The organism is Mesobacillus thioparans, from assembly GCF_965138835.1.
Classification (GTDB): domain Bacteria; phylum Bacillota; class Bacilli; order Bacillales; family Cytobacillaceae; genus Mesobacillus; species Mesobacillus thioparans.
In genome coordinates, this window is the sequence record NZ_CBCSFH010000011.1 from 16,473 (window position 1) to 41,350 (window position 24,878).

General features: G+C 43.4%; 19 protein-coding genes and 1 pseudogene. 4 read left to right on the forward strand and 16 right to left on the reverse strand.

Annotation, left to right across the window (positions count from 1 at the left end):
- Window positions 1–153 precede the first annotated feature (153 nt).
- From hutG to ACNAZ4_RS16895, 6 genes are all read right to left on the reverse strand, one after another.
- Window positions 154–1,095, reverse strand: a complete 942-nt coding sequence (gene hutG / locus ACNAZ4_RS16870) for a formimidoylglutamase (protein ID WP_415816217.1) — start codon at window positions 1,093–1,095, stop codon at window positions 154–156.
- The gene (hutI, locus tag ACNAZ4_RS16875; RefSeq protein WP_415816219.1) at window positions 1,067–2,347 is read right to left on the reverse strand and encodes an imidazolonepropionase; all 1,281 of its coding nucleotides are present in this window, start codon (window positions 2,345–2,347) and stop codon (window positions 1,067–1,069) included. Before hutI ends, hutG begins: the two co-directional genes overlap by 29 nt.
- Window positions 2,348–2,519: 172 nt before the next feature.
- Entirely contained in the window at window positions 2,520–4,181 is a 1,662-nt protein-coding gene (gene hutU, locus ACNAZ4_RS16880; protein WP_415816484.1) for a urocanate hydratase, read from the reverse strand.
- 30 nt (window positions 4,182–4,211) lie between these two features.
- On the reverse strand, window positions 4,212–5,732 hold the full coding sequence (hutH, locus tag ACNAZ4_RS16885) for a histidine ammonia-lyase (RefSeq protein WP_415816221.1): 1,521 nt from the start codon (window positions 5,730–5,732) through the stop codon (window positions 4,212–4,214).
- A 102-nt stretch (window positions 5,733–5,834) separates the two neighbouring features.
- The gene (gene hutP / locus ACNAZ4_RS16890) at window positions 5,835–6,269 is read right to left on the reverse strand and encodes a hut operon transcriptional regulator HutP (protein ID WP_214708852.1); all 435 of its coding nucleotides are present in this window, start codon (window positions 6,267–6,269) and stop codon (window positions 5,835–5,837) included.
- 161 nt (window positions 6,270–6,430) lie between these two features.
- Window positions 6,431–7,009: a branched-chain amino acid aminotransferase gene (locus tag ACNAZ4_RS16895; protein ID WP_415816223.1), complete on the reverse strand. Its 579-nt coding sequence runs from the start codon at window positions 7,007–7,009 to the stop codon at window positions 6,431–6,433.
- A 359-nt stretch (window positions 7,010–7,368) separates the two neighbouring features.
- On the opposite strand from ACNAZ4_RS16895, the pseudogene ACNAZ4_RS16900 reads away from it, so the two are divergent.
- Window positions 7,369–7,967: pseudogene (locus ACNAZ4_RS16900) on the forward strand (CotY/CotZ family spore coat protein); the annotation flags it as partial.
- A 224-nt stretch (window positions 7,968–8,191) separates the two neighbouring features.
- Window positions 8,192–8,905: a CsxC family protein gene (locus ACNAZ4_RS16905; protein WP_415816225.1), complete on the forward strand. Its 714-nt coding sequence runs from the start codon at window positions 8,192–8,194 to the stop codon at window positions 8,903–8,905.
- Between the two features lie 148 nt (window positions 8,906–9,053).
- Here the strand turns inward: ACNAZ4_RS16905 and ACNAZ4_RS16910 are convergent, their stop codons facing one another.
- From ACNAZ4_RS16910 to ACNAZ4_RS16920, 3 genes are all read right to left on the reverse strand, one after another.
- The gene (locus tag ACNAZ4_RS16910) at window positions 9,054–10,112 is read right to left on the reverse strand and encodes a hypothetical protein (RefSeq protein ID WP_415816227.1); all 1,059 of its coding nucleotides are present in this window, start codon (window positions 10,110–10,112) and stop codon (window positions 9,054–9,056) included.
- A 166-nt stretch (window positions 10,113–10,278) separates the two neighbouring features.
- The gene (locus ACNAZ4_RS16915; protein ID WP_415816228.1) at window positions 10,279–11,058 is read right to left on the reverse strand and encodes a CsxC family protein; all 780 of its coding nucleotides are present in this window, start codon (window positions 11,056–11,058) and stop codon (window positions 10,279–10,281) included.
- A 324-nt stretch (window positions 11,059–11,382) separates the two neighbouring features.
- Window positions 11,383–12,126 (reverse strand): CsxC family protein, encoded by a 744-nt coding sequence (locus ACNAZ4_RS16920; protein WP_415816229.1) that lies wholly within the window; start codon window positions 12,124–12,126, stop codon window positions 11,383–11,385.
- Between the two features lie 200 nt (window positions 12,127–12,326).
- Between ACNAZ4_RS16920 and ACNAZ4_RS16925 the strand changes: the two genes are divergently transcribed.
- Together ACNAZ4_RS16925 and ACNAZ4_RS16930 are read left to right on the forward strand one after the other, a co-directional pair.
- Window positions 12,327–13,517: a ParM/StbA family protein gene (locus ACNAZ4_RS16925; protein WP_415816231.1), complete on the forward strand. Its 1,191-nt coding sequence runs from the start codon at window positions 12,327–12,329 to the stop codon at window positions 13,515–13,517.
- A 5-nt stretch (window positions 13,518–13,522) separates the two neighbouring features.
- Window positions 13,523–13,897: a hypothetical protein gene (locus ACNAZ4_RS16930; protein WP_415816233.1), complete on the forward strand. Its 375-nt coding sequence runs from the start codon at window positions 13,523–13,525 to the stop codon at window positions 13,895–13,897.
- Window positions 13,898–13,975: 78 nt separating this feature from the next.
- Here ACNAZ4_RS16930 and glsA read toward each other — a convergent pair whose 3' ends face one another.
- The 7 genes from glsA to ppdK form a co-directional block, all read right to left on the reverse strand.
- The gene (gene glsA / locus ACNAZ4_RS16935) at window positions 13,976–14,902 is read right to left on the reverse strand and encodes a glutaminase A (RefSeq protein ID WP_415816235.1); all 927 of its coding nucleotides are present in this window, start codon (window positions 14,900–14,902) and stop codon (window positions 13,976–13,978) included.
- A gap of 79 nt (window positions 14,903–14,981) precedes the next feature.
- Window positions 14,982–16,658, reverse strand: coding sequence for an ABC1 kinase family protein (locus ACNAZ4_RS16940; protein WP_415816237.1), 1,677 nt, complete (start codon window positions 16,656–16,658; stop codon window positions 14,982–14,984).
- Between the two features lie 14 nt (window positions 16,659–16,672).
- Window positions 16,673–17,056, reverse strand: a complete 384-nt coding sequence (locus tag ACNAZ4_RS16945; protein WP_415816239.1) for a phasin family protein — start codon at window positions 17,054–17,056, stop codon at window positions 16,673–16,675.
- Between the two features lie 479 nt (window positions 17,057–17,535).
- A complete protein-coding gene (locus ACNAZ4_RS16950) occupies window positions 17,536–18,795 on the reverse strand; it encodes a LysM peptidoglycan-binding domain-containing protein (protein WP_415816241.1) in 1,260 nt (419 codons plus the stop codon).
- Window positions 18,796–18,910: 115 nt separating this feature from the next.
- Window positions 18,911–21,487 carry a DEAD/DEAH box helicase gene (locus ACNAZ4_RS16955; RefSeq protein ID WP_415816243.1) on the reverse strand — a complete coding sequence of 859 codons (2,577 nt, stop codon included), beginning with the start codon at window positions 21,485–21,487 and terminating at the stop codon, window positions 18,911–18,913.
- A gap of 104 nt (window positions 21,488–21,591) precedes the next feature.
- Window positions 21,592–21,972 carry a hypothetical protein gene (locus ACNAZ4_RS16960; RefSeq protein ID WP_415816245.1) on the reverse strand — a complete coding sequence of 127 codons (381 nt, stop codon included), beginning with the start codon at window positions 21,970–21,972 and terminating at the stop codon, window positions 21,592–21,594.
- Window positions 21,973–22,202: 230 nt separating this feature from the next.
- Window positions 22,203–24,875: a pyruvate, phosphate dikinase gene (ppdK, locus tag ACNAZ4_RS16965; RefSeq protein ID WP_415816247.1), complete on the reverse strand. Its 2,673-nt coding sequence runs from the start codon at window positions 24,873–24,875 to the stop codon at window positions 22,203–22,205.
- Between the last annotated feature and the right edge of the window lie 3 nt (window positions 24,876–24,878).

Genomic DNA, 24,878 nt, shown 5'->3' on the forward strand with positions numbered 1-24,878 from the left:
CCTTCTTTTACTATGTATAAAATAACTCTAACTTTAAATTCAAAATAGTTCAAGCGACGAAAATGAGACAATATATCAAGCCATTTTGCATGCCCCTATAAAATAGACCTGCAGACGTCTCATATCTTGTCTGCAGGTCTATTTTAATAGCAATCAATGATTAAACATGAAACGCAGCATTGCGGCAGCTGCCAGTCGGCTTGTGATATCACGGAAATCTTTAGAAGGGTCTATTTCTACGATATCCATCGCTTTCACTTTTGGATGAGATGCTGCAGCAGAAATGCCTGTAAGCAGTTCCCTGCTGGTTATGCCTCCGGGCCCGATTGCCGGGCATCCTGGTGCAAAGGCCTGGTCGACGACATCCATATCCACTGATAAGTAGATGAAATCTACTGATTTCGATAATCTGTCCAGTTCCTTTTTTATGATTGGTACTATTCCTGTATTTTCAACATCGTCCATTGTAAAAACGGTAATCCCTTTTTCCTTCGTATAATCATGATAGACTTTTGCATTGGCATAATCACGGATTCCTATCTGGACAAGGTTTTCACCTTTAAGGTGACCTCCTTCAATGAGACTGCGGAATGGGGTGCCGTTCGTCCGTCCTCCATCTTCCAGATTCCTGACATCATGGTGTGCATCCCATTGGATGACGCCTATTTCCCCATAATGCTCACCGAATGCGCGGATCGAAGGGTAGCTGACTCCATGGTCCCCGCCTAGCAAGATATACCTGTCGCTGGCCTTCTTTGCAAGCATCTCCCCGACACTAATTCGCAGTCTTTCGATTGACTCCTCCATGTCGGTTGGATGCACCTGCACATCACCAAAATCTAGGACCTTAAAATTCTTATAATCTTTGTCTCTTTCTCCTGAAAACGTAGAGAATGTACTTAGACATGCCCTTATATATTTAGGCGCATCTGATGCCTGTGACATTGAAATAGAAGTTTTAGAAAACGGAAGACCGATCAATCCGACCTCCCCTCTAGCTCCGTCTGTATAGGAAGCCAGACACTCATTGACCTTTGTGACAAATTTGTCCTTGAATATTGCCGGCCTACCAGGCTGAAGATAGCTGAACTCCACTATAAGCCATCCTTTCCCAAAGTTTTTTGCCAGAACGGAAAACGCTTTGAGCATGGTTCACACCATAGTGGTATGGGATGTATTGATAGTTAGGCACATCCCAGATCACGAAATCTGCACGGCGTCCAATTTCAAGTGTCCCTGCCTCTTGGGACTTGCCGATTGCATGAGCGGCATTGACGGTAACTCCATTCCATATTTCTTCTGCTGACATTTTCAGTTTTAAAGCAGCGAGTGACATGATCATTTGCAGGTTTTCAGTCACACAGCTGCCCGGATTGAAATCTGTTGCCAGGGCGACTGCCGCACCCTCATCAATCATTTTCCTGGCACGAGCATACTGGTCCTTACCGAGATAAAACGTTGTACCTGGCAGTAGAACGGCTACAGTGCTGCCTTCAGCGAGCCGTTTGATTCCTTCATCCGAAGCGGCAACTAGATGGTCCGCACTTGCAGCACCCAAAGACACAGCAAGCTCAGTACCGCCTAGCGGATCGATTTCATCAGCATGGATTTTCAACCCAAAACCCTTATCTTTTGCTAGCTGTAAGTACTTCCTTGATTGTTCAATCGTAAACACACCTGTTTCACAAAAAATATCGACGAATTCTGCCAGCCCTCTCTCTTTGATTTCATCTAATAAATCAGACATATGCTCCAGGAATTGAGCTTCTTTTCCTTTGAATTCGGGAGGAATAGCATGTGCTCCGAGAAATGTTGAAATGATCGAAACCGGATATTTTTCTTTTAACCTTTGGACCACCCTCAATTGTTTTAGCTCTGTCTCCGCATCCAGACCATATCCGCTTTTGGCCTCCATAGTTGTCACACCATAAGAAATCATCCTTTCAAGGTGGAAGGAAGCCTTTTGGAGCAACTCCTCCTCGGATGCGTTCTTAGTGGCTGACACAGTAGACAAAATGCCTCCACCCTGAGCCAATATTTCCAAATAAGGTACACCGGCCTGCTTTAACGAAAGCTCATGCTCACGGGAACCTCCAAAAACCAAATGAGTATGGGGGTCAACAAGACCAGGTGAAACAACTTTTCCTTGGGCATCGATTCGTTCAGAAGCTTTTAATGATTCTGCGTCAATGCTTGAACCGAGCCAGGCCACTTTTCCATCGCTGATCCCTATGGCCGCATTCTCACTTATATTCAGCTCTTTCATTTCCTGCCCTTTTAGCGGCCGTTCTTTGCTTTTCGGCAAAATGAGCTGTCCAATATTATATAGAATAAAATCATAGGTCAATCGTTTTCATCCTTTCCATATAGAACTTGTAAGGCTATTGAACGAATTAAGAGTTCTTTTATGTGCCATCTGGCCAGTAATAATCCGTTCGTTTACAAAGCACATCGATCCAAGCATGGATTTTGATTTGAAACAGATGATCCAATCATTCCATCCATCGTTCAGTCCCTGCTTACGGAAGCATTGGGATATCTACACCTTTCTCTTTCGCTGTTTCAATTGCTATTTCGTAACCTGCGTCAGCGTGGCGGGCGACACCCATACCAGGGTCAGTGGTCAGCACCCTTCTCAATCTTTCTTCGGCCAGGTCCGTTCCATCAGCGACTACAACCATACCTGCATGAAGAGAATAGCCCATGCCGACCCCGCCTCCATGGTGGACAGAAATCCACGAGCCACCTGCTGCGACATTGATCAGCGCATTTAAGATCGCCCAATCGCCTACTGCATCGCTGCCATCTTTCATCGCTTCGGTTTCCCGGTTTGGCGAAGCTACGGACCCGCTGTCCAAATGATCACGGCCGATGACAATCGGGGCTTTCAATTCACCATTGCGCACCAGCTCATTGATTGCCAACCCCATTTTCACTCGCTCACCATAGCCAAGCCAGCAAATCCGTGAAGGAAGTCCCTGAAACTCAACCTTTTCCTGAGCCAAGTCAATCCAGCGCTGGAGGGCTTCATTTTCAGGGAAAAGTTCTTTGATCAGTTCATCTGTACGATGGATGTCAGCAGAATCTCCTGACAATGCTGCCCAGCGGAAAGGGCCTTTTCCTTCACAGAACAGCGGACGGATATAGGCAGGGACAAATCCCGGGAAGTCAAAAGCATGCTCTTCGCCATGGTCCTTCGCCACCTGGCGAATATTGTTTCCGTAATCGAAAGTAACAGCACCTCTGCGCTGGAACTCAAGCATCGATCCAACATGCTTAGCCATTGAGAAGGATGATTGCTTAACATATTCCTCGGGATTATTTTCCCGCTGCTGTGCTGCTTCCTCCAAATTCAAGCCGACAGGTATATAGCCATTCAATGGGTCGTGTGCAGAGGTCTGGTCCGTTACGATATCAACCTGAAAGTTTCTCGTCAAAAGTTCAAGATGGACTTCTGCTGCATTGCCTACAAGACCAATCGAAAGTGCTTCACCTTTATGTTTCGCTTCCTTTGCCCATTGAATCGCCTCGTCAATTGAATGGGTCATTTTGTCGCAATAACGGGTGTCCAGACGTTTTTGGATACGCTGAGGGTCGATTTCCACCGCGAGGCAAACGCCTCCGTTCATCGTGACCGCCAACGGCTGGGCGCCGCCCATACCCCCAAGACCCGCGGTCAATGTAATCGTATTTTTTAGCGTACCTCCAAAATGCTGTCGCGCAACCTCCGCGAATGTTTCATATGTGCCCTGCAGGATGCCCTGTGAACCAATATAAATCCAGCTTCCCGCAGTCATCTGGCCATACATCATCAAACCTTTTTTATCAAGATCATGGAAATGATCCCAATTTGCCCATTTAGGGACCAATACTGAATTCGAAATCAAGACACGCGGAGCTGCTTTGTGTGTTTTAAAAACAGCGACAGGTTTACCAGATTGTACAAGCATTGTTTCATCATTTTCCAGCCTTCTTAAGGTTTCTACAATTGCATCAAACGCTTCCCAGTTACGGGCCGCTTTGCCGATTCCTCCATAGACGACTAGGTCCTGTGGTTTTTCTGCGACCTCTGGGTCAAGATTGTTATAAAGCATTCTTAATGCCGCTTCCTGCTCCCAGCCTTTACATTCAAGTTCCAGACCCTTTTTCGCTTTAATATTGCGCTTCGCTTCGATTGTCATCATTTCCACTCCTCTTAATAGATTAGATTATCAAACTAAGCTCCCCTGCTTTTTTATAGCTGTCCACTGCCAGTTATTTTTTTTTAGCCACTCTGCAAGTCTCTCAATATCCTCTGAGAAAACGCGATCTTCTGTGATCGAAGGAACAATCTTTCTTGCATCCTCATAAAAGGCTCTTGTTTTTGGCGCCATTTTTTCCATCCCCCGGTATTGGACTGCCTGGAGTGCACAAATACATTCTATGGCCAGCACACGCCTGACATTCTGAATGATGCTGTATGCATGGCGGGCTGCAATGGTTCCCATGCTCACATGGTCCTCCTGGTTGGCTGAAGACGGGATGGAATCTACACTTGCCGGGTGTGCGAGCGTCTTATTTTCGGAAACAAGAGAGGCCGCGCTGTATTGCATAATCATCGCACCAGACTGAAGTCCAGGCTGAGGACTCAAGAATGGCGGAAGGTCATTTAATTGAGGATTGACGAGCCGCTCAATGCGTCTTTCGGAAATACTCGCAAATTCTGCCACAGCAATTTTCATGAAGTCCATCGCAATGGCAATCGGCTGGCCATGGAAGTTGCCGCCTGATATCACGGTCTCACCACTGTCAAAAATAAGCGGATTATCCGTAGCAGCATTCATTTCGATTTCAAGCTTTTCTTTTACATAATCAAGTGCCTGCCAGGATGCACCATGCACCTGTGGTATGCATCTTAGTGAGTAAGCGTCCTGCACACGTTTTTCTCCCTGACGTGTCGTCAGCTTGCTCCCTGCCAGCAAGTCTCTCATACGTTCTGCTACGTCCATTTGCTGCTGGTAACCTCGTGCCGCATGAACAGCGGGGTGGAATGCATCAATGACGCCCTCCAGTCCTTCCATAGTAAGGGAAGCAATCCACTCTGACTGATAAGCGAGATCATTTGCCTCCAGCCAGTTGACAACCCCCATAGCCGTCATTGCCTGGGTACCATTAATTAATGCCAGCCCTTCTTTAGCTTTTAACTCAATTGCTTCCAGTCCTTCTTTTTCATAAGCTTCTGAAGTGACGCACACCTTACCCTGATAAAAAACTTTCCCTTCTCCAAGCAGAACCAGTGCCAAATGTGAAAGCGGAGCTAAATCTCCGGAAGCACCAAGCGAACCTTGCTGCGGCACAACTGGATGGATCTGCAGGTTAAGCAATTCCTTTAATCGTTCTACAATCACTGGCCTGATTCCGGAATACCCTTTGATTAAAGCGTTAAGCCGCAGCAAAATCATCGCTCGTGAAACCACTTCCGGAAAAGGATCTCCTACGCCGCAGGCATGTGAACGAATCAAATTCAATTGCAGGGAGTTGACATCCCGTTCATCGATGATGACATCACTGAATTTGCCAAAACCTGTGTTTATTCCATAAATCGTGCGCTTTTCGGCAACGATTTTTTCTACTGCTTCCCTGCTTTTTTTCACCTTTTCCATGCTTTCCTGACTGATCCCAACGATTTCATCCTGATAACAAACCTGCCTGATTTGTTCCAAAGTTAATGATTCACCCGTTAATACAACCATTCACGCTACCCCCCTGATCGAATAAAATAAAAAGGAGACGATAATGGCATACTTAAACCATCATCGCCTCCTTATGACTAGTGGACTATAGGCAATGCAACTTCATATATGATTGATTCCCAACCCGACTGTCTCGTGTTCAGAACCTTTTACCGGAGCGCCAATCGTTCCATAGAACGCGACAGCAATCCATTCACCTTCTGCACGATCCTCAAAGGGTGTTCCCCTTACGACAGCAAATCTCAGACCGACTGTCCGGCTCATTTCGCCAATGGATAGATGCCCGCGCGTAACACCTTCCATCCCTTCCATTATTGCATGATACAGAGCATGTGTTTCACGGTATAAATGAGGATGTATGAGTCCGTGGCGCTTGGCAGCAGTTTCCACTGCGGAAATGACCTTTTGCAAATTCATTGATCCTACTTTGCCAAGACAATAGCTTACATCCTTCAACCTATCCTGAAAAAAGACCATCTCTTCTTCTGTGAAAGATGCCAGCAGGACCGCTGTTTTTCCAATTGCAATTTTACTCATTATAGACTCCGTTTTCTGAATTTTAACTATTAACTAATAACTTATAATCAGTTTATGTTTATTACTGGCTGGTGTCAACCAATTCGGGAAAATTTTAGTATATTACTATAGTAGTATGATGCTTTGATAAAGCATTAAAAAACCGCCCCGTAAGGCGATTTTTATTGTTGCTTTTCTATAGATTCAGCCATTTTGAAAAGAAAACTGTAAATCAAGGAGTATGCTTCCCTTATTGATAAATCCTCCCTGTATCTGTCAAGCCCATTCAGTGCGAAATTAAGGCTCCAAAGTCCCTCGTTTCCATCGAACATTAAATCATATCCGGTCTCAGGAAGCATTTCGTCAAGATATTTCGTAATGGCTGGTCCATGTTTTTTCTGAAGTTTAAGGCCAAGCATAACATCAAAGGTCCCGAAAACATCATCATTTTCAAAACTTATGGCATCTACACCGATCAATTCAAACCAATTGGATTCCATATATATAAATTCATTTTTTTTGTCTTTAAAATAGGAGATCGACTGTTCAAGAAAAGCGGATGATTCCTCGCCTAGGAATTCCTCCGTTTCTTTGTCACCCCTTTCAATATAGGCATTATCGAACAGCGAGCCTGATTCCAAAACTTTTGCCTCTTTTCCTTGAAGCAGTCCATTTCGCTCGGCATATTCTTTAATGCCAATATGTAATTCTACAATCCCGTTCTTTGATGCGATATACTTCTCCACCTGGTTTTTCAGCATTTCTTTACCCTCCATATTTCGTTAACTGTTATATATATTGAATGGTTATTTTGGAAATAGCAAATATTCATGATCATTATTCCCGTAATTCTCTAAAGTTTTCCGGAAGTATGGTCACATCCCCATACAAAACACTGCTTTTCCCCATATCCTGTTATTACACCACCATTCGAATGAAAGGAGAGGCAAATTCATGAATTATTATTACAAGGATAACAATCGGCCAGATAAAGATGAACACTGGCATTCCAAAGGTAAAAATAAGCACCGTAATCACGATCAGCATAAAGATTGGTATGACTGGGATGACCACAAGGACCATAAAAAATGCAGGGAAAAAGATAAACACAAAGACTGGNACCATGATCACCATAACGAATCGGATGACTGGGATGACCATAAGGACCGTAAAAAATGCAGGGGAAAAGATAAGGACTGGGACCATGATTTCTATGATTGCGGCTGTGAAAAAGACCATTACCATGACAAGGATACCCATAATTGTGTTTGCAAGAAGGTAAAGGATATTAATAAAGCTCAGCATAAGGTAAAACAAAGGAAAGGTGGCTGTGATGTCAGCTGCGAACGGTCAATCAAGGAGCTGCTCGATCAATGCAAGCATCCGAACTATGATACCATTCCTTTCAAATTGCTGTGCGGTTGCAGTAAAGGTGACTGCGAGACATTTATTGGTACTGGGGTAGTGAAAATCGATGACTGTTTTTATGATATTAAATCTGCCTTTTTCCGTGTTGTTGATTTTGTAAAAGGATCCAGCTGTTGTGCGATTCTGGAACTGCTTTGTCCCGAAAGATGTGATGGTAAGCATCACGGCATTGAAGGCTTTATCCGGACGGGAGCCTGCTTTGAGGTCGATTTAAAAGATTTCGTAGGCATTACATGCTTTCCTCCAGTTAAAGCAAAGAAAATGGACCCTCATAAGTTCTTATGTTCCTGACCTGGAAAAGTATAATAGACTGAATGCCCCACTTTGTGTGGGGTTTATTTGCGTCCTTGTTACTTTGCCGTTTTAAAAACCTGTGAGTAAAAATATGTGGTTGCCCTCTATCATCCGTCTATTCATTGGTAGTTGTACTGGCATATACAATAGTAAGTCAAAAGAAAGGAGCAGAGTCATACCGTTCCGTGAAGCTTTTGATAAAAAAAAAAGGAGTGAAAGAAATGAAAAGAAATACAGGTTGCAACTCTTACCATAGCTGCCCGCCACAGCGTTCATGTGATGAAGCTAAAACACTTCGTGTTGATTGCGATAGTGTATCTTCTCCACCTTATGGGAGGAATCTCAATTACCGAGTTGCAGATATTGATGTTCCGCTTGCAGTAGTAGATCTGCAAGTTGATGTAGAAAGTGATATTCACCTTCCAACGCCAGCACGTGAAATCAAGCAGATGAAAAAGAATGTATCTCTTACACAGTGTAAGGCAATCATTTCATCAATGAATAATGGAGTGGTCAAACTCTATGTCTCCGGTATTGTCCACAAAAATATCCAATATGTAGAGCAATGCAGCGGTTATGTGCGGGATTATAGTGTCGAAGTACCTTTTACATGTATTGAGGCTGTTAAAGTTTACAATGAGCCAACTGAAGAGATGTTCAGCAAAAAGACTTCTGTGAAAGAAAGAAGGTTCATTGACAAAAATGGCCATGGTGCCGATAACTGCACTTCTGGAGCCTTTACGTATGAATATTACAATGAGCCAATTGAATGTAAACTGCTTTCATCCTCCGTCAATGACTTAGACTTGTACAAAGATTTTGACGCTTGGGGCAGGTTCAGCCGCATAACTGAAAAGATGGAAGCCGTTTTATGTATCAAATTGCTGCAAAAGCAGCAGGTTAACTTGGATCACGATGGCCAAGCATGTGAATAACCTACTTCTTAATCTTCGTCTACTTCCTCTGACATAGGCGCCAATTGGTCCAGCATCCAAAAATCAGGTCGGGATGTTATATTTAATGTGGTGACATAAAGGATAGTAGACAGGAAGGGGTGTCTCGATGGAGGCACCCTCTATCAATTTATTGTGAAAGCAGCTTTTGCAAATCCAGACATTGTTTCTGGAAAAGGTCAATCTTCATCCGTGCAGTTCCCTGAAATAAAACTTTATCTTGATCAATGAATTGTTCATTCCATACACAGTGCAGATCCGTAAGACTAAAGTTCACTTTTTCCACTAAACTCTCTTTATACTCACGTGTGAATCCTTCTTCCATGCCAAGTGGGGAAGTGAACATATATTCTTTGCTGTTTTTGGATGAAAGTTCTGGCTTATGAAGCCATTTTACCTGACTGATTTTTTTCCATGGGATGTGAATTTTGAGTGAGTGCATAGTTCCCAAATCGTCAGTATTAACATAATCCATTGTCAAAAGTAGTATTCCTTTCGTAAATAAGTTAGCAGTTGGCAGTAATACTTCTGCTTCAATTGAATGCAGAGAACACTCAACATTAGATACAGACGAGATAGGCCTTGTAAGATTAAATGTATCAAAAATGTCTATTTCGAGTTCTACATTTGCCAGCTGTAAGGGAAGCCTCACCTTTGTGCTTTCATAGGTTTTATTTATTCCACGGTAAGCAGCACTTGCTAATTTGATAGGCTGTGAGGAAGACTTCTCATCGAATTCCTTCAATTCCTGGAAGTCAAGGTCAAAATGCGCATCTTCTAGAGACTTTTCGATCCCAATCGGTTGATTGGAAGATTCCTCTTCAACCTGATAACCGCTCGATTCCTCTTCTTTCTGGTAACCGCTTGATTCCTCTTCTTTCTGGTAACCGCTTGATTCCTCTAATATTACATCATTGTTCTCTTCTTCAAAGCTTTCCAGGAATTCTTCCATTTCCAAAGGATCTGCCTCGGAAGCAATTAGCAATGAAGTATCACTTGGTTCGTCTTTAATTTCTTCAATCTTTAGTATCATTTTTTCTTCTACACTTTTAATCTTAGGTGGAGTCAGAATCAATGGTATTCCGGAACCCTTTTCTTTCTTGCTGGTTCTGCTCTTATTTGTACTATCAAGATCTCTATCATTCTGGATTTTCGAGCGTCCATTGCGTCCGACTGAATGGCTTCGCATACTTCCATTGAAAAGATTCCTATCATTAAATGTTCTATTTGTGTTATCCATCTTTACTGGATGGTTCTGCTTCTATTGCAACCTATCCCTTGCCTCCTTCCTGTATAAAGATAAAGGGGCATATACTATTAAGTGCCTAGTATAATACCCCGTCTTATACTGCTATTTATTCTGATTCATCATAGCAATCTGGATCATTAGTTGCTGAAGATACCCGGATTTGCTGGTTTTGAAGAACGCGTACTGTGAAATCGATAACCATTTTTTCTTCAATCGTTTGGAAATAGCCTTCGTCGATCGGTGAAGATGTCGGAAGCGGTTTACGGTCAATTGCCTCATCCCATTCAATAATTTGGCTGGAAACTAATTCACAGAAAGGCAGTTCATTATAGTGCTGTGAACTTTCCTGGTGGAATTGGCTCAGGTCGCTAGTCAACAATTCATCTTTTTCCGGAAACCCTGTTGATAACGGCTTTGATACGAAGAAGTCAAATTCCTTTCGGTTATTCACCTGAGGCATTACCGGCCTTGAAAGGAAATCCTTTATCTCTGTTACTACCTGGAACGGGATATCGACTGTATAGGAATGCAAATCTGAAGCTACGGATGATGATGATGAAGCTTGAATCTCCTGGCTAGGGCTGGCATATTGGATGTTCTTCCTTACAAATCCCTTTATAAATAGCTTATTTGTCGGCAACAGTAATCTGCATTGAGTCAATTTTATCCTCTTTTTTATGTCCTTAATCTCAAGCACTGGTTCTGGAAAATTGATGAATGTATCCAGATTTACGTGCAGCGTTAGCTCCGCAAGGACGACAGGAACTTTCGTAACGACCTTTCCTAAACTTACATGTGGATGATGATGCTTTGGTGTGCATTCAAAATGGTCTTTTGAAGGCTTACACTCATAATCGGGCTTCTTATTTTTATCTAATTCAAACATACATGGCTCCTCCTTAAAACTCCTTAGAGTGAAGATGTTCTATCCTATGCACCCTGATTTTTGGGGTCTAGGCGTATGCCCCCCTTGTGTCAGTTAAAAAAGTGGCCGGAACTTTTAAAACCATTTATTTTTATAGCGATGTACTGGCCAGAATCAGGAGTAAAAAATTTTTTAATTCTTTTTATACAACAGTGAGAAGAGCAGCATGACCAGGTTCTGAATATGTATAGAAGAGTGCATGAAAAATGGCAAAGACAATTGCCTTCGCCATTTTGTTGCTTATGAATGGTTAATGGTAATTAGCATTACCATTATCATGGCCTTTTAAGTCAAGGGAAATTGCTGGTTCTGAAAAACTCTGACACGGAATTGAAGGAATGTTTTTTCCACAATATTATGGAAGGTGCCTTCTTCAAATGGTGCATGATGTGGTGTTAAAGGTTCACGGTCGATAGCTTCATCCCATTGAACTATGCTGCTGGATACCAGTTCACAGAATGGAATCTGATTGTAGTTTTGAGTACTCACTTGATGGAATTGTGATAAGTCGCTGGATAGCAACTGATCCTTTTCCGGGAATCCATGTCCCAGGTTCTGTGCCCTGAAGAAATCGAATTCTGAACGAGTATTGACAACCGGAAGTACTGGGTCAGTCAGGAAATCAGTGATAACCGTTACACACTCAAACGGTACGTCAACAGTAAGAGATCGCATTTCGGACGCTACACAGTCACTTTTTGTATGCGGGCATGGCGTTGCGTACTGAATATTTTTGCGAATGAACCCTTTGATGAATAATGGAATTCCTGTTGCTGGGTCTGAGGTAGGGCCTATAAGAAGCCTGCACTGTACGATTTTCACTCTTTTCTTGATATCTTTGATTTCCAAGACTGGATCCGGAAAATGGATGTTGGCAACCAGATGGTCAGATACTGTAATATCCGCTAGAGTTACGGGAATATTGGCAGACGGCCCCAAACCCGGTGTAGGTACGTTGGTACATTCGTTCCTGGATGCAGATTGATTTACATTCACACATCCATGCTTACCTTTATGGTCATTAGTCATTTTTGTTCCTCCTTTTAAATTTCTTATACAATTTATCCTATTCCTCCTAGATTTTTTGGACTAGATGAATCAATCAGAGCAAACGCGGATTTTTTAGGTTTTATCTGGCTTTTTCTTTATTTCTTCCAACTTCTATTTCATATGGGTACTTGCACAATGGAACATACCTTTTGCATAGGATTCAAAAGGAGGAGGATGAAATGAACAATTATAATTATCTTGCAGTCGACATAGGCAACAGCTGGTATAAGGTTCTGGCCTCTGATCACGGGCAGCTGAGCGAATACCAAATGCCGAACGCAATCGCGCTATATGATGATGAGTTTTATGAGAAGCCCTATGACGAGGAGGATATAGACCTCGAAGAAAATTTGATCGTAGAGATAAAGAGCCCGGCGGTCACAAACAAAAGGGAAATCTTTTATGCAGGAAAGGCAGCCGCAAGACAAAGGAATGTGAGCTTAACTTCGAGCAACAATCAAAAAGCTGTTGAAGACCGGACCTATATCCTTCTATTCGCCGCTGCCGCCTATCATGCTTCCATTTTAAACCCGGAGGACATTGAAATAAGCTACTGCGTCGATCAATTAGCTGTGTCACTTCCGACGACACAATATAAGGAGAAAAAGGAATTACTAAAGCAGCGTTTGATTGGCAGCCATACCATCGCCCTTCATAAGGTACCCGGCATTTCCGAACCTAAAGAGCTGGTTATCAAGCTTGAGATCAAGGATGTGATTGTCGGGGCAGAAGGAGCATGTGCATATCTAGGTTTAATACGGGACATTGACTCACTTGCCATTAAAGACGACGGTCTCGTGAAGGATTCCAGGAAAGGAGTCATCATTGGTGATCTTGGGGGTGATTCCGTGGACTTTGTCGGCATCAAAAACAGCAAGCCTGTAGCGTCTGTTGAAGGTGACCATTTTGGCATTAATTTGTTCCTTGATACGATCATTAAGAAGGTAAGCAAGAATGAACTCTATACCTTCGATTCCAGGTCAGAACTCGAGGAAAAACTTTCTGCAGGGCAATCAGAGTGGTATGTCGAACCTTTTGCAGGTGTCAGGAAAGATATCAGCAAATACGTGATTCCGCAACTGAGAATCATGGCAATCAAATACCTTGAACATTTTGACCGTGCGAGGAGCAGTTCCAGCGAAATCAAGGGTGCGTCCCGCTACATTGCCGTTGGCGGCGCAGCAAAGCTTGCCCAAAAACAAATACAGGAAGCAGCGGTAAGATGGGCTGATAAGGGGCGTCCGATTGAACTGACTTTTCCTGAGAACCTGGAAAAACTGAATGTCTTCGGACTCATGATTTTAGCCAAGATGAATCAAATCAAAAAACAACATGAGAATACCGAGGAACTAATTCCCATTGAAGGGTGATCGGTATGTCAAACACCTATACGGATTATGTTAATAAAGTTGCGATAACAGTCCCTGATCGATATATTGACGTCAAAACCGGCGAATCTTATTCAATATCACCAAAGGTAGTCGAACAAATTGAATACCATGCGAAAAACAGTTCTTTGAGCCATCTCGTCCTGTCTGCCCTCCATCATTACCTTGCACCCAAGCCTTTGTTGAATGGCGGATCTGCTGAAATCCTCCAGCAGCTCGCTGACATTCGTTCGCTACTTGAAAATGGCTCTTTTTCCATGCAGCCATCTATAAAAACAAGGGCTGCGAAAGAGCAAACTGACGCAGCTAAATTGCTCGATATGAAGGAAGTTGAAGACATCCTTGATGCATTTGGGGGCTAAAAAAGAAAGGACGGTACTTATGTACGCGTCCTTCACTTTTGTTTTTATTCATCTGAACCCTGTCAAAATTCGATTCTTTTAGAACATACTCATATTATATTTGGCAGACATCATTTCCAGTAGCTTGATCCCGCCAATACTATTACCCTTTTCATCAAGTGCCGGCCCCAGGATGCCAATTCCAAACCGGTTTGGAACAGAGCCCATGATTCCACCCGAAACCCCGCTCTTTGCAGGAATGCCCACCCTGACTGCAAACTCCCCGGAAGCATTATACATTCCACATGTGACCATGAAGGTTTTGCATAGGCGTGCCACATGAGCAGGAATCAGCCGCCGGTTCGTGACTGGCTCCAAGCCATCCATTGCAAAGACACAGCCAATGCGGGCAAGGTCCAGACAATCCATTTCAATTGCACATTGCTTGGTATACACCATCAACAGTTCTTCAACGTCCTCCTCGATGACTCCATGCTGCTTCAAAAAATAAGATAAAGCCCTGTTCAAATCAGAAGTTCTATATTCAGATTCGGCAACTTCTTGTGAATATCCGATCGAGGAATTGCCGGCAAGATCCTGGATAAAGGTAAGAATACGGTTGAACCTGTCATCCGCATCTTTTCCTTTTATCATATTTGTCACCGCAAGTGCTCCTGCATTGATCATCGGATTCAGCGGTTTCGATGGACTGAATTCCAGCTTGACGATTGAATTGAATGGGTCGCCTGTTGGTTCATAGCCCACTTTATCAAAAACAGCTTCTTCACCATAATCCATTAATGCGAGGGCAAGTGTAAGGACTTTCGAAACACTTTGTAATGTGAGCTTTTGCTGGATGTCACCGGCAGATACACAAGTACCATCCTCGTGAAAAATGGCGACCGACAGTTCTTCCGGATTGGCTTTTGCCAGCGCAGGAATATAATCCGCAACCTTTCCGCCAAACGTATAATATTTTGCTTTCTGAACGAGTTCATTCAATTCATCTGTTGTTCTGCAAGGCATACTTAATTCCTCCGAATCTTCACGCAAATTTCTTCCTTCCACAGAAAAAGGCAATGATATGAACATTGCCTAAATCTCATCAAAATCTTCCCGATTTTATAATAGAATAGATAATCAATAAAAACATGCCGAACGCTATGAAAAACCCGATTTCAATGGCAGGTACGCTTGTCAATATTGTATTATTCCCGAAAGTGGCCCCAACTATCAGACCGAGGACAACAATACTGAAGGCAAGCAGCGTCAGGCTAAAAGAAACCTGGTTGCTGATCCTGTCGAACTTATTGAGGATCCGATTGATTTCAGAAAGGCTGATTTCAAACTTCAAGTCGCCTTTGGATGCCTGGTCCAAGACATTTTCCACTTGTTTCGGGATATTAACAAATGTATCTGTCAGGTCTTCCGCCTGATTCCATAGTCTTTTCCCCATCCTAATCGGATCATAGCGTTCCCTCATCAATTGTTCTCCATAAGGTTTGGCAATCTCGATCATATCCAATGTCGGATCCAGTTCAGAGATGATCCCTTCTATCGTGATCAGGGCTTTCCCCATCATCGTCATTTCCTTCGGGAGGATAACCCGGTGTTCCTGCGCTGCAGTAAACAGCTCCTTCACCGTCAACCCTAAACTCAAGCCATTTTTTGATGATAGTTCAACCGTTTTCCTGATGCTATCCACATGGTCATAAAAATGCTGTTCATCTATATCGGATGGAACATATGCCATCCGGAAAATCGCCTTGACGATTCGATGGGTGTCCTGCTGCATAATCCCCATCATCATGGAGGCGGAATGGTATCTCATACTTGCCGAAAGGCGTCCTACCTGCCCAAAATCAATGAATACCAGCTGTTTTTTTTCAGGGACATAGAGGATATTACCCGGATGAGGGTCCCCATGAAAAAATCCTTCTTTAAGAATTTGAGTTATGAATGCACTTACCAATAAATCCGCAATTTTTCGTTTCTCTTCTTTCCCAGCAGCCGTTGCATTTAACTCATTCAGCTTGATTCCTTCAATCTTTTCCATGGTGAGTACTTCGGGCGTGGAGTAATCATGGAAGATAACCGGAACTTTAATGTCTTCACAATCCTCAAATTGCAGCTGAACCATATCTGTATTACGTGCTTCTTCAGAATAATCCAGTTCCCTTCTGATGGATTCAGACAGTTCCTCAACCATATCGGTAATGTTATAATATTGCGCCCAGTCGTATCGCTGTTCGATTAGTTTTGCGAAATCCCTTAAAATCTCCAGGTCAGTAAGGACAGTCTGCCTAATCCCCGGACGCTGGACTTTGACCATGACTGATTCCCCATTGTAAAGAACTGCTTCATGAACCTGTCCAATTGAAGCTGCCGCTAAGTATTCCTCATTAAAAAATTGAAAGACTTCAGTGACAGGTTTGCCAAATTCTTGCTGGATTTTTTCCTTGATTTCTTCTACCGGGACAGGTGGCACCTGATCCTGGAGCAATTCCAGCTCCTTTACAACCTCATCTGGAAGCAGGTCGCTCCTGATGCTGAGAAGCTGGCCAAGCTTTATGAAAGCCGGGCCCAATTCCTCGAGCATACAGCGGATGCGATAACCTATTTCCTGTGTGTTTCCATCCTTCACTTCTGCTGTTATCCGATCTTTTAATGACAGTACATGAAAAAGGCCGACTTCCTGCAAAACATAGCCAAATCCATACTTCACAAATAAGGAGGCAATCTCCTTGTATCTATTTAAACGTCTCAAACGGTCCGTCAACATTCCATCACCTGCTGCTATTCATTATCTTTTGAGAAACCAGGTGGGACATTCTCCATCCCATTCTCCGCCTGGTCGAATTCTGTATTAAGGTTGTTTTTACGAAGCACAGATACTTCTTCCTTCAATGACTCAAGCTGTGCCTGGATAACATCTAATTCTTCTTTTGTGACAAATCCCCATTCGCTCATCTGGCTCCTTGCCATCTTTTTGAATTCATCATTCCATTCTTCACTTTTGTTTTCCCCTTTATTAAAAAACTCATCAAACATCGTATCTGCCTCTGCCTGTGTCATATTCCCTTTTTCGACCAGCTTCATGAAGGATTCATCCAGCTTTTCCTTCCCAGCTACCGCGGCTCCTAGCCCAAGTAAAAATCCACTTTTAAGAAAATTATTCATGATAAGGCCCTCCAATTAATAATATTTACTTATTAATACCCCAAAACCCAGGACAATCACCCTATTAATAAAAAAAGCACCTGGCTCATTAAAACCAGGTACATGGATAGTTTGGACATTTNCTTCATGATCTGCCGGTGTTTTGTCCGAACCTGCACCNACTTCGGACTTTTTCTTCACGATTTGCCGATGTTTTGTCCGAACCNNCATCTACTTCGGACAATTCTTTCATGATCTTCCGATGTTTTGTCCGAACCTGCACCGACTTCTGACATTTCCTTCATGATCCGCCGGCATTTTGTCCGAACTTGCGCCTACTTCGGACANTTTCTTCATGATCTGCCGATGTTTTGTCCGAACCTGCACCTGCTTCATACTAAATCCTCGTGACAACTCGGTGTTTGGTCTGAACTTCCATCCACTTAAAATAAAAAGCCGCTACAGCAATTTTTCAATAACAACCTGCCATTCAACACTTCCTAAACTATATCTACCTTATCAAGATAGGCCCAGTTCTGCGGGGAGCGAAAGCTCAATTGCCAGTATGTTGCTCCATTCAATTGATATAAATCTATCAGTCTGTATTTCTCGGTATAGCTGCGGATATCTTCAAACCAGACGATGTGTTCCTCGGTCCCTTTCCAGTACCTGAACCAGGGTGATTGTGCGGCTGTATCAAATTGAATGACAGAACCTGTTGATATGGCAAGGTTTTGTGCATCCAGCACGGATAGAGCACGAAAACGGTCAGTCGACACTATTTTGTCATGACCATATAGCGGAAGTCCGATTTGTAATTTCTCTCGCGGCATCAGTGTCAATGAATACCTGACTACAAGGGCAATCCACCAAAGCGGAGAGACCGGATCCGGCGGACCTCCCGGATAACCATAATCGATCGTCATAACAGCAACGATATCGGCAATCTCCCCAATAGTCTTATAATCATAAGCTCCTATGATAGGATTGGAGGGTATATCTTGAGTCTTGGCATGGACATTCACATGTAAAATAAGACTCCCCATCGCTGTTTTTAGCTCCCGAAGGAATGTGTTGAAATCCTCTCTCTGAAGAGGCGGAATAAATTCCAGATCAACACTGATTCCTCCATAGCCCCTTTGCAGCGCAAGGTTCACGAGGCTCGCCACCAGGTTCCTTCGATATGCCGGTGTTGACAGGACTCTGCCTGCTAGTTCTTTGCTGAACCCTGCGGCTGTCGTATTTTGAACCATTAATAACGGAATGATATCCAGTTCCAGGCTTTTACGGACGATTGGAACATCATCGCCGATGACATACGCATACCCTTCTTCAGTAAAGGAAAATGCTGAAACAGCCAGGTAAGTAAGGTTGGGGGCGATTTCTTCTAAATCGGCAAGAAATGTTGGAGAAGAACCTGGGACGATAAACCCCAAGGTAGAGAACTGTGGTTTGACAGGCGAAGGTATGTTGATATTCTGGCCAATATATAAATTGTTGGGATCGAGTCCCGGATTGGCATTTAGTATATTGTTAATACTTGTCTTGAATTGTTGTGAAAGTTTCCACAATGTGTCCCCCGCTTTAACCTTATAAAACCTGATGATTGGTTGCAGGTCTGGGATGTATAAGGCAAGACCAGGAACGATTAAGCTTGCGGACAGAAGACCATTAACTTCCACAATATTTTGAATCGTTATACCATACAATTTGGAAATGGACCAGAGGTTTTCTCCTGTTTTCACTACGTGGACAGCCATTTGATCACACCTTTTTTATTTTTCCTTCTTTTATCATATGGCTGTTGTTCCGTTATATATTACTGTCGTTTTTCAAGAAGCAGGGCTTAAGCTAATAAGCCCTGCAGATAAAAAATCATCTCCACCGGTCCTTTGGTGCACTGCGTTTTCTGTATTTTGCAGTATGGCATGCATCACATATTTGGTATGGAGAATCTGCATGTATTCCTTTCCCGCAATGTCTGCATTTCTTTTTGTAATTCTTCACTTCTGACTTTAAGAATTCATGTACTTCGTCGCTCAACTCTGTACGGATCCTTTCCCAATATACAGCCTCCGTTTTCCTTCCTAGTTTATATAAAAACAAGAGATGGAGTCCGATTGCTTTATAAGAAAGTTCGAGCTCTTCAAGGCTGGCAGTTTTCACAGGGGGTTCAGGGAGCTCGTCATCGGCAACAATTGCCTTGATCGTTTCCAGCCACTGTTCGATAAGCGCTGGTTCTCTCGATGAAAAAGGAAGGTGAAGGAAACCGTATAGCTCCATCATCTGCAGCCTTGCTTCAATTTCAGTGTCCCTGACATATTCATAAAGCTCCCTTTCTTCAGATAAAGAAGCTTTGTTTGTACCCTTTGGACTTTCGAATTTGTCCCATAATTCGAAGAAAGATGCCAATGTTCGATGGTACCTTTGGAACCTTTCAAAAATGGCTGAAGTAGGTGCGATTGAAAATGTCTCTACGAGTTTATCTTCTTTTTCAAGCAACTTTGACATTATCCCGATTTCCGAAGTAAAGGCTACCCTGCCGACATTGTAAATTCCTTTTCTACCTGCACGGCCGGCAATTTGCTTAACTTCCTGGGAAGTCAGCCTCCTTCTCCTTGTTCCATCGAACTTTTCATTTTCGAGGAATACGATTCTCCTGATCGGCAAATTCAATCCCATGCCAATAGCATCCGTAGCTACGACAACACTTGTTTCTCCATTGATGAAGCGGTCTATCTGCTTCTTCCGCGTTTCGGGGGGCATGCTGCCATAAATCATGCTGACTTGTCGGCCGCTGTTTTGCAATTTTGCTGCGTTTTCCAGGACCTGTTTCCGCGAAAAACAAACAAGCGCATCGCCTTTCTTGGTATCCTTAAGGCTGAATTCCTTGTTTTCAACCTGGAGTGGGATTTCACGGCTGTATTCATATATTTCCTCTACTCCACCATCGAGAAGGTCCAACATCATCTCTTTGATATTTTTGCTGCCGATGATGTGGACCTCCTCCGCGTTCGCTTTTGTGATTGCTTTGAACCAGGAGAAACCACGATCCTTATCTGCGATCATCTGGGATTCATCAATGACGACTACATGGTAAAAGTCTTTTTCATGGAACATTTCGACTGTGCAGGAAATATGGTTCGCTCCTGCCACTGGTTTTTCTTCTTCCCCTGTTTTTAATGAGCACAGGATACCATCAGCATTCAATTTTTCGTATACCTCAAGTGCCAGCAAGCGCAGAGGCGCGAGATAAAGTCCGCTGTTCGCTTCCTTCATCCGCTCGAGTGCATGGTGGGTTTTGCCGGTATTGGTTTCACCGATATGCAGAAAATATCTTACATTTTGCCTCAATGAAGGATTATATTCCCTGCCGAAGATTTCCTCCAGCTTGCGGGCTTCTTCTTCTCTTTTCCTTTCAAGCTCTGCTTGTTCTTCAGCTTTCCTGCGAGCTCGGTCTGCAAGGTCCTTTTCATAAATTTCCTGGTGGATATGAATATCAAAAGGAATATCATGTAACCGCAGTAAATCACCGATGTATTCTTCCTGGAGTTTATACATGAAACCATCGATATAAAATTCAGTCAAATCGCTGATGATTCTTCTGGTTTCAGGAATAGATAATCGATCAGCGAATACTTCTTCATATGATCTGATTAATTCTTGATCAACACTTTCCAGTACCTTCTCTGAAGCAATGGAAGAAAAATAGTCCAGTACCGCTTTTTCAAAATGATACTGGTAGGTTTCATATTCAAAATAAAACCTTCCCCAGTGTGATGTCTGGTGAATTTGCCCCATCAGCTCATCGAAGAAATCAGCCATTGTCTTGTAGTCTTCTGGATTGAACGAACCAATGACCGTCAATTTTTCTTCGAGCATATAGGTATCTATATCTTCATATTTCGGTTCTGTCTCGAAAATCCTTTTAAGCTCGATTGCCATATTAAGCCTGATTTTCAAATAGGCAAGCTCCTGGAAATCATTTAAAACGGTATGGGCCTGTTGATCGATCTTTTCCTTGATCATTGCCTTCTTCTCAAGCAAACGTTCTTCTTGCTTTTTCTTCAGGAACTTCTTTCTTGCTTGCTGGTACAAATCAGGCCAATTGTCTTCACTGATGGCAGAAGCAATCCATTTTTTCGAATCAAAAGGTTGGTAACTTCTTATTTCATTCCTGAAAAGTTTATTGATGAGTTTACGGTCCACACCTTCAACAGTGTAATCCCGCTCACTTAAAAATTCCTTTTTATCCCGCTTGGAAAAGTCATTCGTCGATTTTGTCAGCCAGACATTCAGCCAAATCTGGCTGATGTATGTATCTCTTGCTTTAAGGTACTCTTCCAAGTCTGGAAGACGGTCATGTTCGCCAAGGAATTTCTCGATGTCTTCCATGATCTTGGTTTTTGTATTTTCAACTGCTTGCTGATAGATTGTTTCAATTTGTTTCATATCTGATCTCCTCAAGATTGCCTAAATATAAATAAAAGGCCGCACAATTGGAATGTGCGTCCCTTCCATTTCCTATACTCTAAAAATCAGAGGAATGGGTGTTGCTATGCATTCTTAACCTTTAACTTTTTCATGACCTTAGTGGAAATCTTTTTATCGTCCTTCGTAACAGACTTTGGTTTATATGGCGATACAGCTTTTATCCCATCATTATTATCCATACTTAGAATTTCCAGGTAAAACGCTGTACTCTCCCGATTACCATTTAAATATCCACGGAGGATCTTCATTTTTTCAGGAGTACCTGTTAAATCGCCTTGATAGTCCCATTCGATTTCATTTTCATATCTAGAATCCATTTTTTCCTTTAATGCAAAAGCCTCTGATAAGGCATCCTCTGGTGTCGAAAAATAGGATTTTGTTCTCCTAAGTCCCTTCTTTTTGCTGCCATCTCCAGCTTTTGCCTGATATAGTTTGATTAACATCTTCCTCATCCTCTCTGGTTTGGTCTCACGCCTTCTCATGGTAAGTCGAAACACCAGAAGACCCGAGGAATTACATATTATCTAGTATACCCTTTTTTCCATCAGTTACCTATTAATAAGATATAAAGCTTTCAATAAATGTAACTGGAGAGCTTAATTTGCCCGTTTTTATCGTCAGTCAGCTATAAGTAATAAAGGAGCGTAATCTTGAAACACGCTCCCATTGAACATTATTTTGCTGCTACAGCTTCTTTTTCGTTATTTATTTCGTGGCGGATTGTTGCCTGTGCGGCTGCAAGTCTCGCCAGCGGAACCCGGTAAGGAGAGCAGCTGACATAGTCAAGTCCGGCATTATAGCAGAATTCAATTGAACTCTTCTCGCCACCATGCTCCCCGCAAATACCAGTCTTCAGGCCTGGCTTTGTCTTGCGTCCAAGTTCTACACCTGTCTCCACCAATTTACCTACTCCTTCGCGGTCAAGAACGGCAAATGGGTTTTCCGGAAGTACTTTTTGCTCGATATATGCCTGGAGGAATTTGCCCTCTGCATCATCACGGCTGTACCCGAAAGTCGTCTGGGTCAGGTCATTCGTGCCAAATGAGAAGAAGTCTGCTTCCTCAGCAATCTGATCAGCAGTAAGGGCTGCACGCGGGATTTCAATCATCGTTCCCACCGTATATTCAAATTCCTTGCCTGTTTCTTCTTTTATGCTAAGTGCCGCTGCATTAATTAGTTCACGCATTTCTTTCAGTTCATTCACATGCCCAACTAATGGAATCATGATTTCTGGTTTTGCCTCGATTCCCTTATCAGCTAAATTTGCCACCGCATAAAAAATCGCTCTTGCTTGCATTTCATATATTTCAGGATGGATCATACCAAGACGGCAGCCACGGTGTCCAAGCATAGGGTTGAACTCATCCAGCTGGCGCACCTTCTTCAGCAATGCTTCCTTTTCCTTAAGCTCCTTTGATTTGGGGTCTAGAATTTGCAGTTTTGTAATCTCCACTAATAGTTCTTCTTTATCAGGAAGGAACTCATGCAATGGAGGATCAAGCAAGCGAATCGTCACAGGCAGTCCCTGCATCACTTCCAGAATCCCTTCAAAATCTCCTTGCTGCATCGGCAGGAGTTCATCCAAAGCTGCGTTCCGCTCTTCAAATGTTTCTGCAAGGATCATCTTCTGGACAATCGGTACCCTTGCAGCGTCCATGAACATATGCTCCGTACGGCAAAGACCAATGCCGCCCGCTCCAAATTCAAGTGCTTTTGCGGAATCCTCAGGGTTATCTGCATTCGCGCGGACGCCAATTTTACGCTCCTCGTCTGCCCATGACAGTAATAATTGGAACTCCGCAGACAGCTCAGGTTCAATCATCGGGATTTCGCCGAGCATGATTTCACCAGTTCCCCCATCAATGGTGATGATATCCCCATGGTTCACGACAACTTCGCCAACCCGGAACTGTTTTTCGTGTAAATCAATTTTCATCGCTTCGCATCCGCAAATGCATGCTTTTCCCATTCCCCGCGCTACTACTGCGGCGTGACTAGTCATCCCGCCGCGGCTTGTTACGACAGCCTGGGCTGAAATGATCCCATGAATATCATCTGGAGTCGTTTCCGGACGGACAAGGATGACCTTTTGGCCATCATTTGCCAGCAGCTCCGCTTCATCTGCATCAAAAACAATCTTGCCTGTGGCGGCACCTGGTGACGCAGGAAGGCCTTTAGCCAGCTGGTTGCGTTCATAATTCTCATCAATCCTGCGGTGAAGAAGCTGGTCAAGCTGCTCAGGATCCACACGGAGCAGGGCAGATTTTTTATCAATGATTCCTTCTTTTACAAGCTCTGTAGCAATTCGGATCGCCGCCTGCGCGGTACGTTTCCCTGTACGTGTCTGAAGGATGAAAAGCTCACCGCGTTCAACAGTAAATTCGATATCCTGCATGTCTTCGTAATGCTGTTCAAGCCGGTTGCAAGTGTCAACGAATTGCTGAAAAACAGCAGGCATTTCATCTTTCAACGTCTGGATAGGCTGAGGAGTCCGAATGCCTGCCACCACATCTTCTCCCTGTGCGTTGATCAGGTATTCTCCATAAAGAATGCTTTCGCCTGTGGATGGGTCCCTCGTGAAAGCAACTCCAGTTCCTGAATCGTCTCCCATATTCCCGAAAACCATGCTCTGGATATTTACCGCTGTGCCTAAGTGTGATGGAATTTTATTCAAACGGCGGTAAACGATCGCTCGTTGATTGTTCCAGGAATCAAAAACTGCGTTGATCGATAGGAATAGCTGCTCCTTTGGATCCTGCGGGAACGGCTTCCTCGTATGTTTTGTCACGATATTCTTATATCCTTCGATGACTTCCTTCCAGTCGTCTGCCGTCATCTCAGGGTCTGAATTATAGCCTTTCGCTTCCCTTGTTTCTTCCAGTAATCGTTCAAAGAAGAACACGTCAACATCGAGGACGACATCACTGAACATCTGAATGAAACGACGGTAGGAATCGTACGCAAACCGCGGGTTGTTTGTAAGCTTCGCCATTCCTTCAACTGTCTCGTCATTCATGCCCAGGTTCAGGATTGTATCCATCATCCCCGGCATTGAGAATACGGCTCCGGAGCGTACAGAGACTAGCAGTGGATTCTCTGGATTCCCAAGCTTCTTGCCTGTTTTCTCTTCAAGTTCTCCAAGAGCTACGAGCACCTGTGCCTGGACTTCTGCAGGGATGGTCTTTCCCGCTTCATAATAAGAGTTGCACGCTTCTGTCGAAATCGTGAATCCGAAAGGTACCGGAAGACCAATACGTGTCATTTCCGCCAGGTTTGCACCCTTCCCACCCAGTATTTCTTTCATTCCGCTGTTTCCTTCATTAAAAAGATACACAAATTTAGACATTCG

What these genes read in the sequence shown, in the direction of transcription:
- glsA (WP_415816235.1), bottom strand. Translation starts at nt 14,902, where the DNA reads ATGCCTTGCAGAACAACAGATGAATTGAATGAACTCGTTCAGAAAGCA.
- ppdK (WP_415816247.1), bottom strand. Translation starts at nt 24,875, where the DNA reads ATGTCTAAATTTGTGTATCTTTTTAATGAAGGAAACAGCGGAATGAAA.
- ACNAZ4_RS16945 (WP_415816239.1), bottom strand. Translation starts at nt 17,056, where the DNA reads ATGAATAATTTTCTTAAAAGTGGATTTTTACTTGGGCTAGGAGCCGCG.
- ACNAZ4_RS16930 (WP_415816233.1), top strand. Translation starts at nt 13,523, where the DNA reads ATGTCAAACACCTATACGGATTATGTTAATAAAGTTGCGATAACAGTC.
- hutH (WP_415816221.1), bottom strand. Translation starts at nt 5,732, where the DNA reads ATGGTTGTATTAACGGGTGAATCATTAACTTTGGAACAAATCAGGCAG.
- ACNAZ4_RS16960 (WP_415816245.1), bottom strand. Translation starts at nt 21,972, where the DNA reads ATGTTAATCAAACTATATCAGGCAAAAGCTGGAGATGGCAGCAAAAAG.
- ACNAZ4_RS16940 (WP_415816237.1), bottom strand. Translation starts at nt 16,658, where the DNA reads ATGTTGACGGACCGTTTGAGACGTTTAAATAGATACAAGGAGATTGCC.
- ACNAZ4_RS16905 (WP_415816225.1), top strand. Translation starts at nt 8,192, where the DNA reads ATGAAAAGAAATACAGGTTGCAACTCTTACCATAGCTGCCCGCCACAG.
- ACNAZ4_RS16910 (WP_415816227.1), bottom strand. Translation starts at nt 10,112, where the DNA reads ATGCGAAGCCATTCAGTCGGACGCAATGGACGCTCGAAAATCCAGAAT.
- hutU (WP_415816484.1), bottom strand. Translation starts at nt 4,181, where the DNA reads ATGACAATCGAAGCGAAGCGCAATATTAAAGCGAAAAAGGGTCTGGAA.
- ACNAZ4_RS16895 (WP_415816223.1), bottom strand. Translation starts at nt 7,009, where the DNA reads ATGCTGAAAAACCAGGTGGAGAAGTATATCGCATCAAAGAACGGGATT.
- ACNAZ4_RS16950 (WP_415816241.1), bottom strand. Translation starts at nt 18,795, where the DNA reads ATGGCTGTCCACGTAGTGAAAACAGGAGAAAACCTCTGGTCCATTTCC.
- ACNAZ4_RS16915 (WP_415816228.1), bottom strand. Translation starts at nt 11,058, where the DNA reads ATGTTTGAATTAGATAAAAATAAGAAGCCCGATTATGAGTGTAAGCCT.
- ACNAZ4_RS16925 (WP_415816231.1), top strand. Translation starts at nt 12,327, where the DNA reads ATGAACAATTATAATTATCTTGCAGTCGACATAGGCAACAGCTGGTAT.
- ACNAZ4_RS16920 (WP_415816229.1), bottom strand. Translation starts at nt 12,126, where the DNA reads ATGACTAATGACCATAAAGGTAAGCATGGATGTGTGAATGTAAATCAA.
- hutP (WP_214708852.1), bottom strand. Translation starts at nt 6,269, where the DNA reads ATGAGTAAAATTGCAATTGGAAAAACAGCGGTCCTGCTGGCATCTTTC.
- ACNAZ4_RS16955 (WP_415816243.1), bottom strand. Translation starts at nt 21,487, where the DNA reads ATGAAACAAATTGAAACAATCTATCAGCAAGCAGTTGAAAATACAAAA.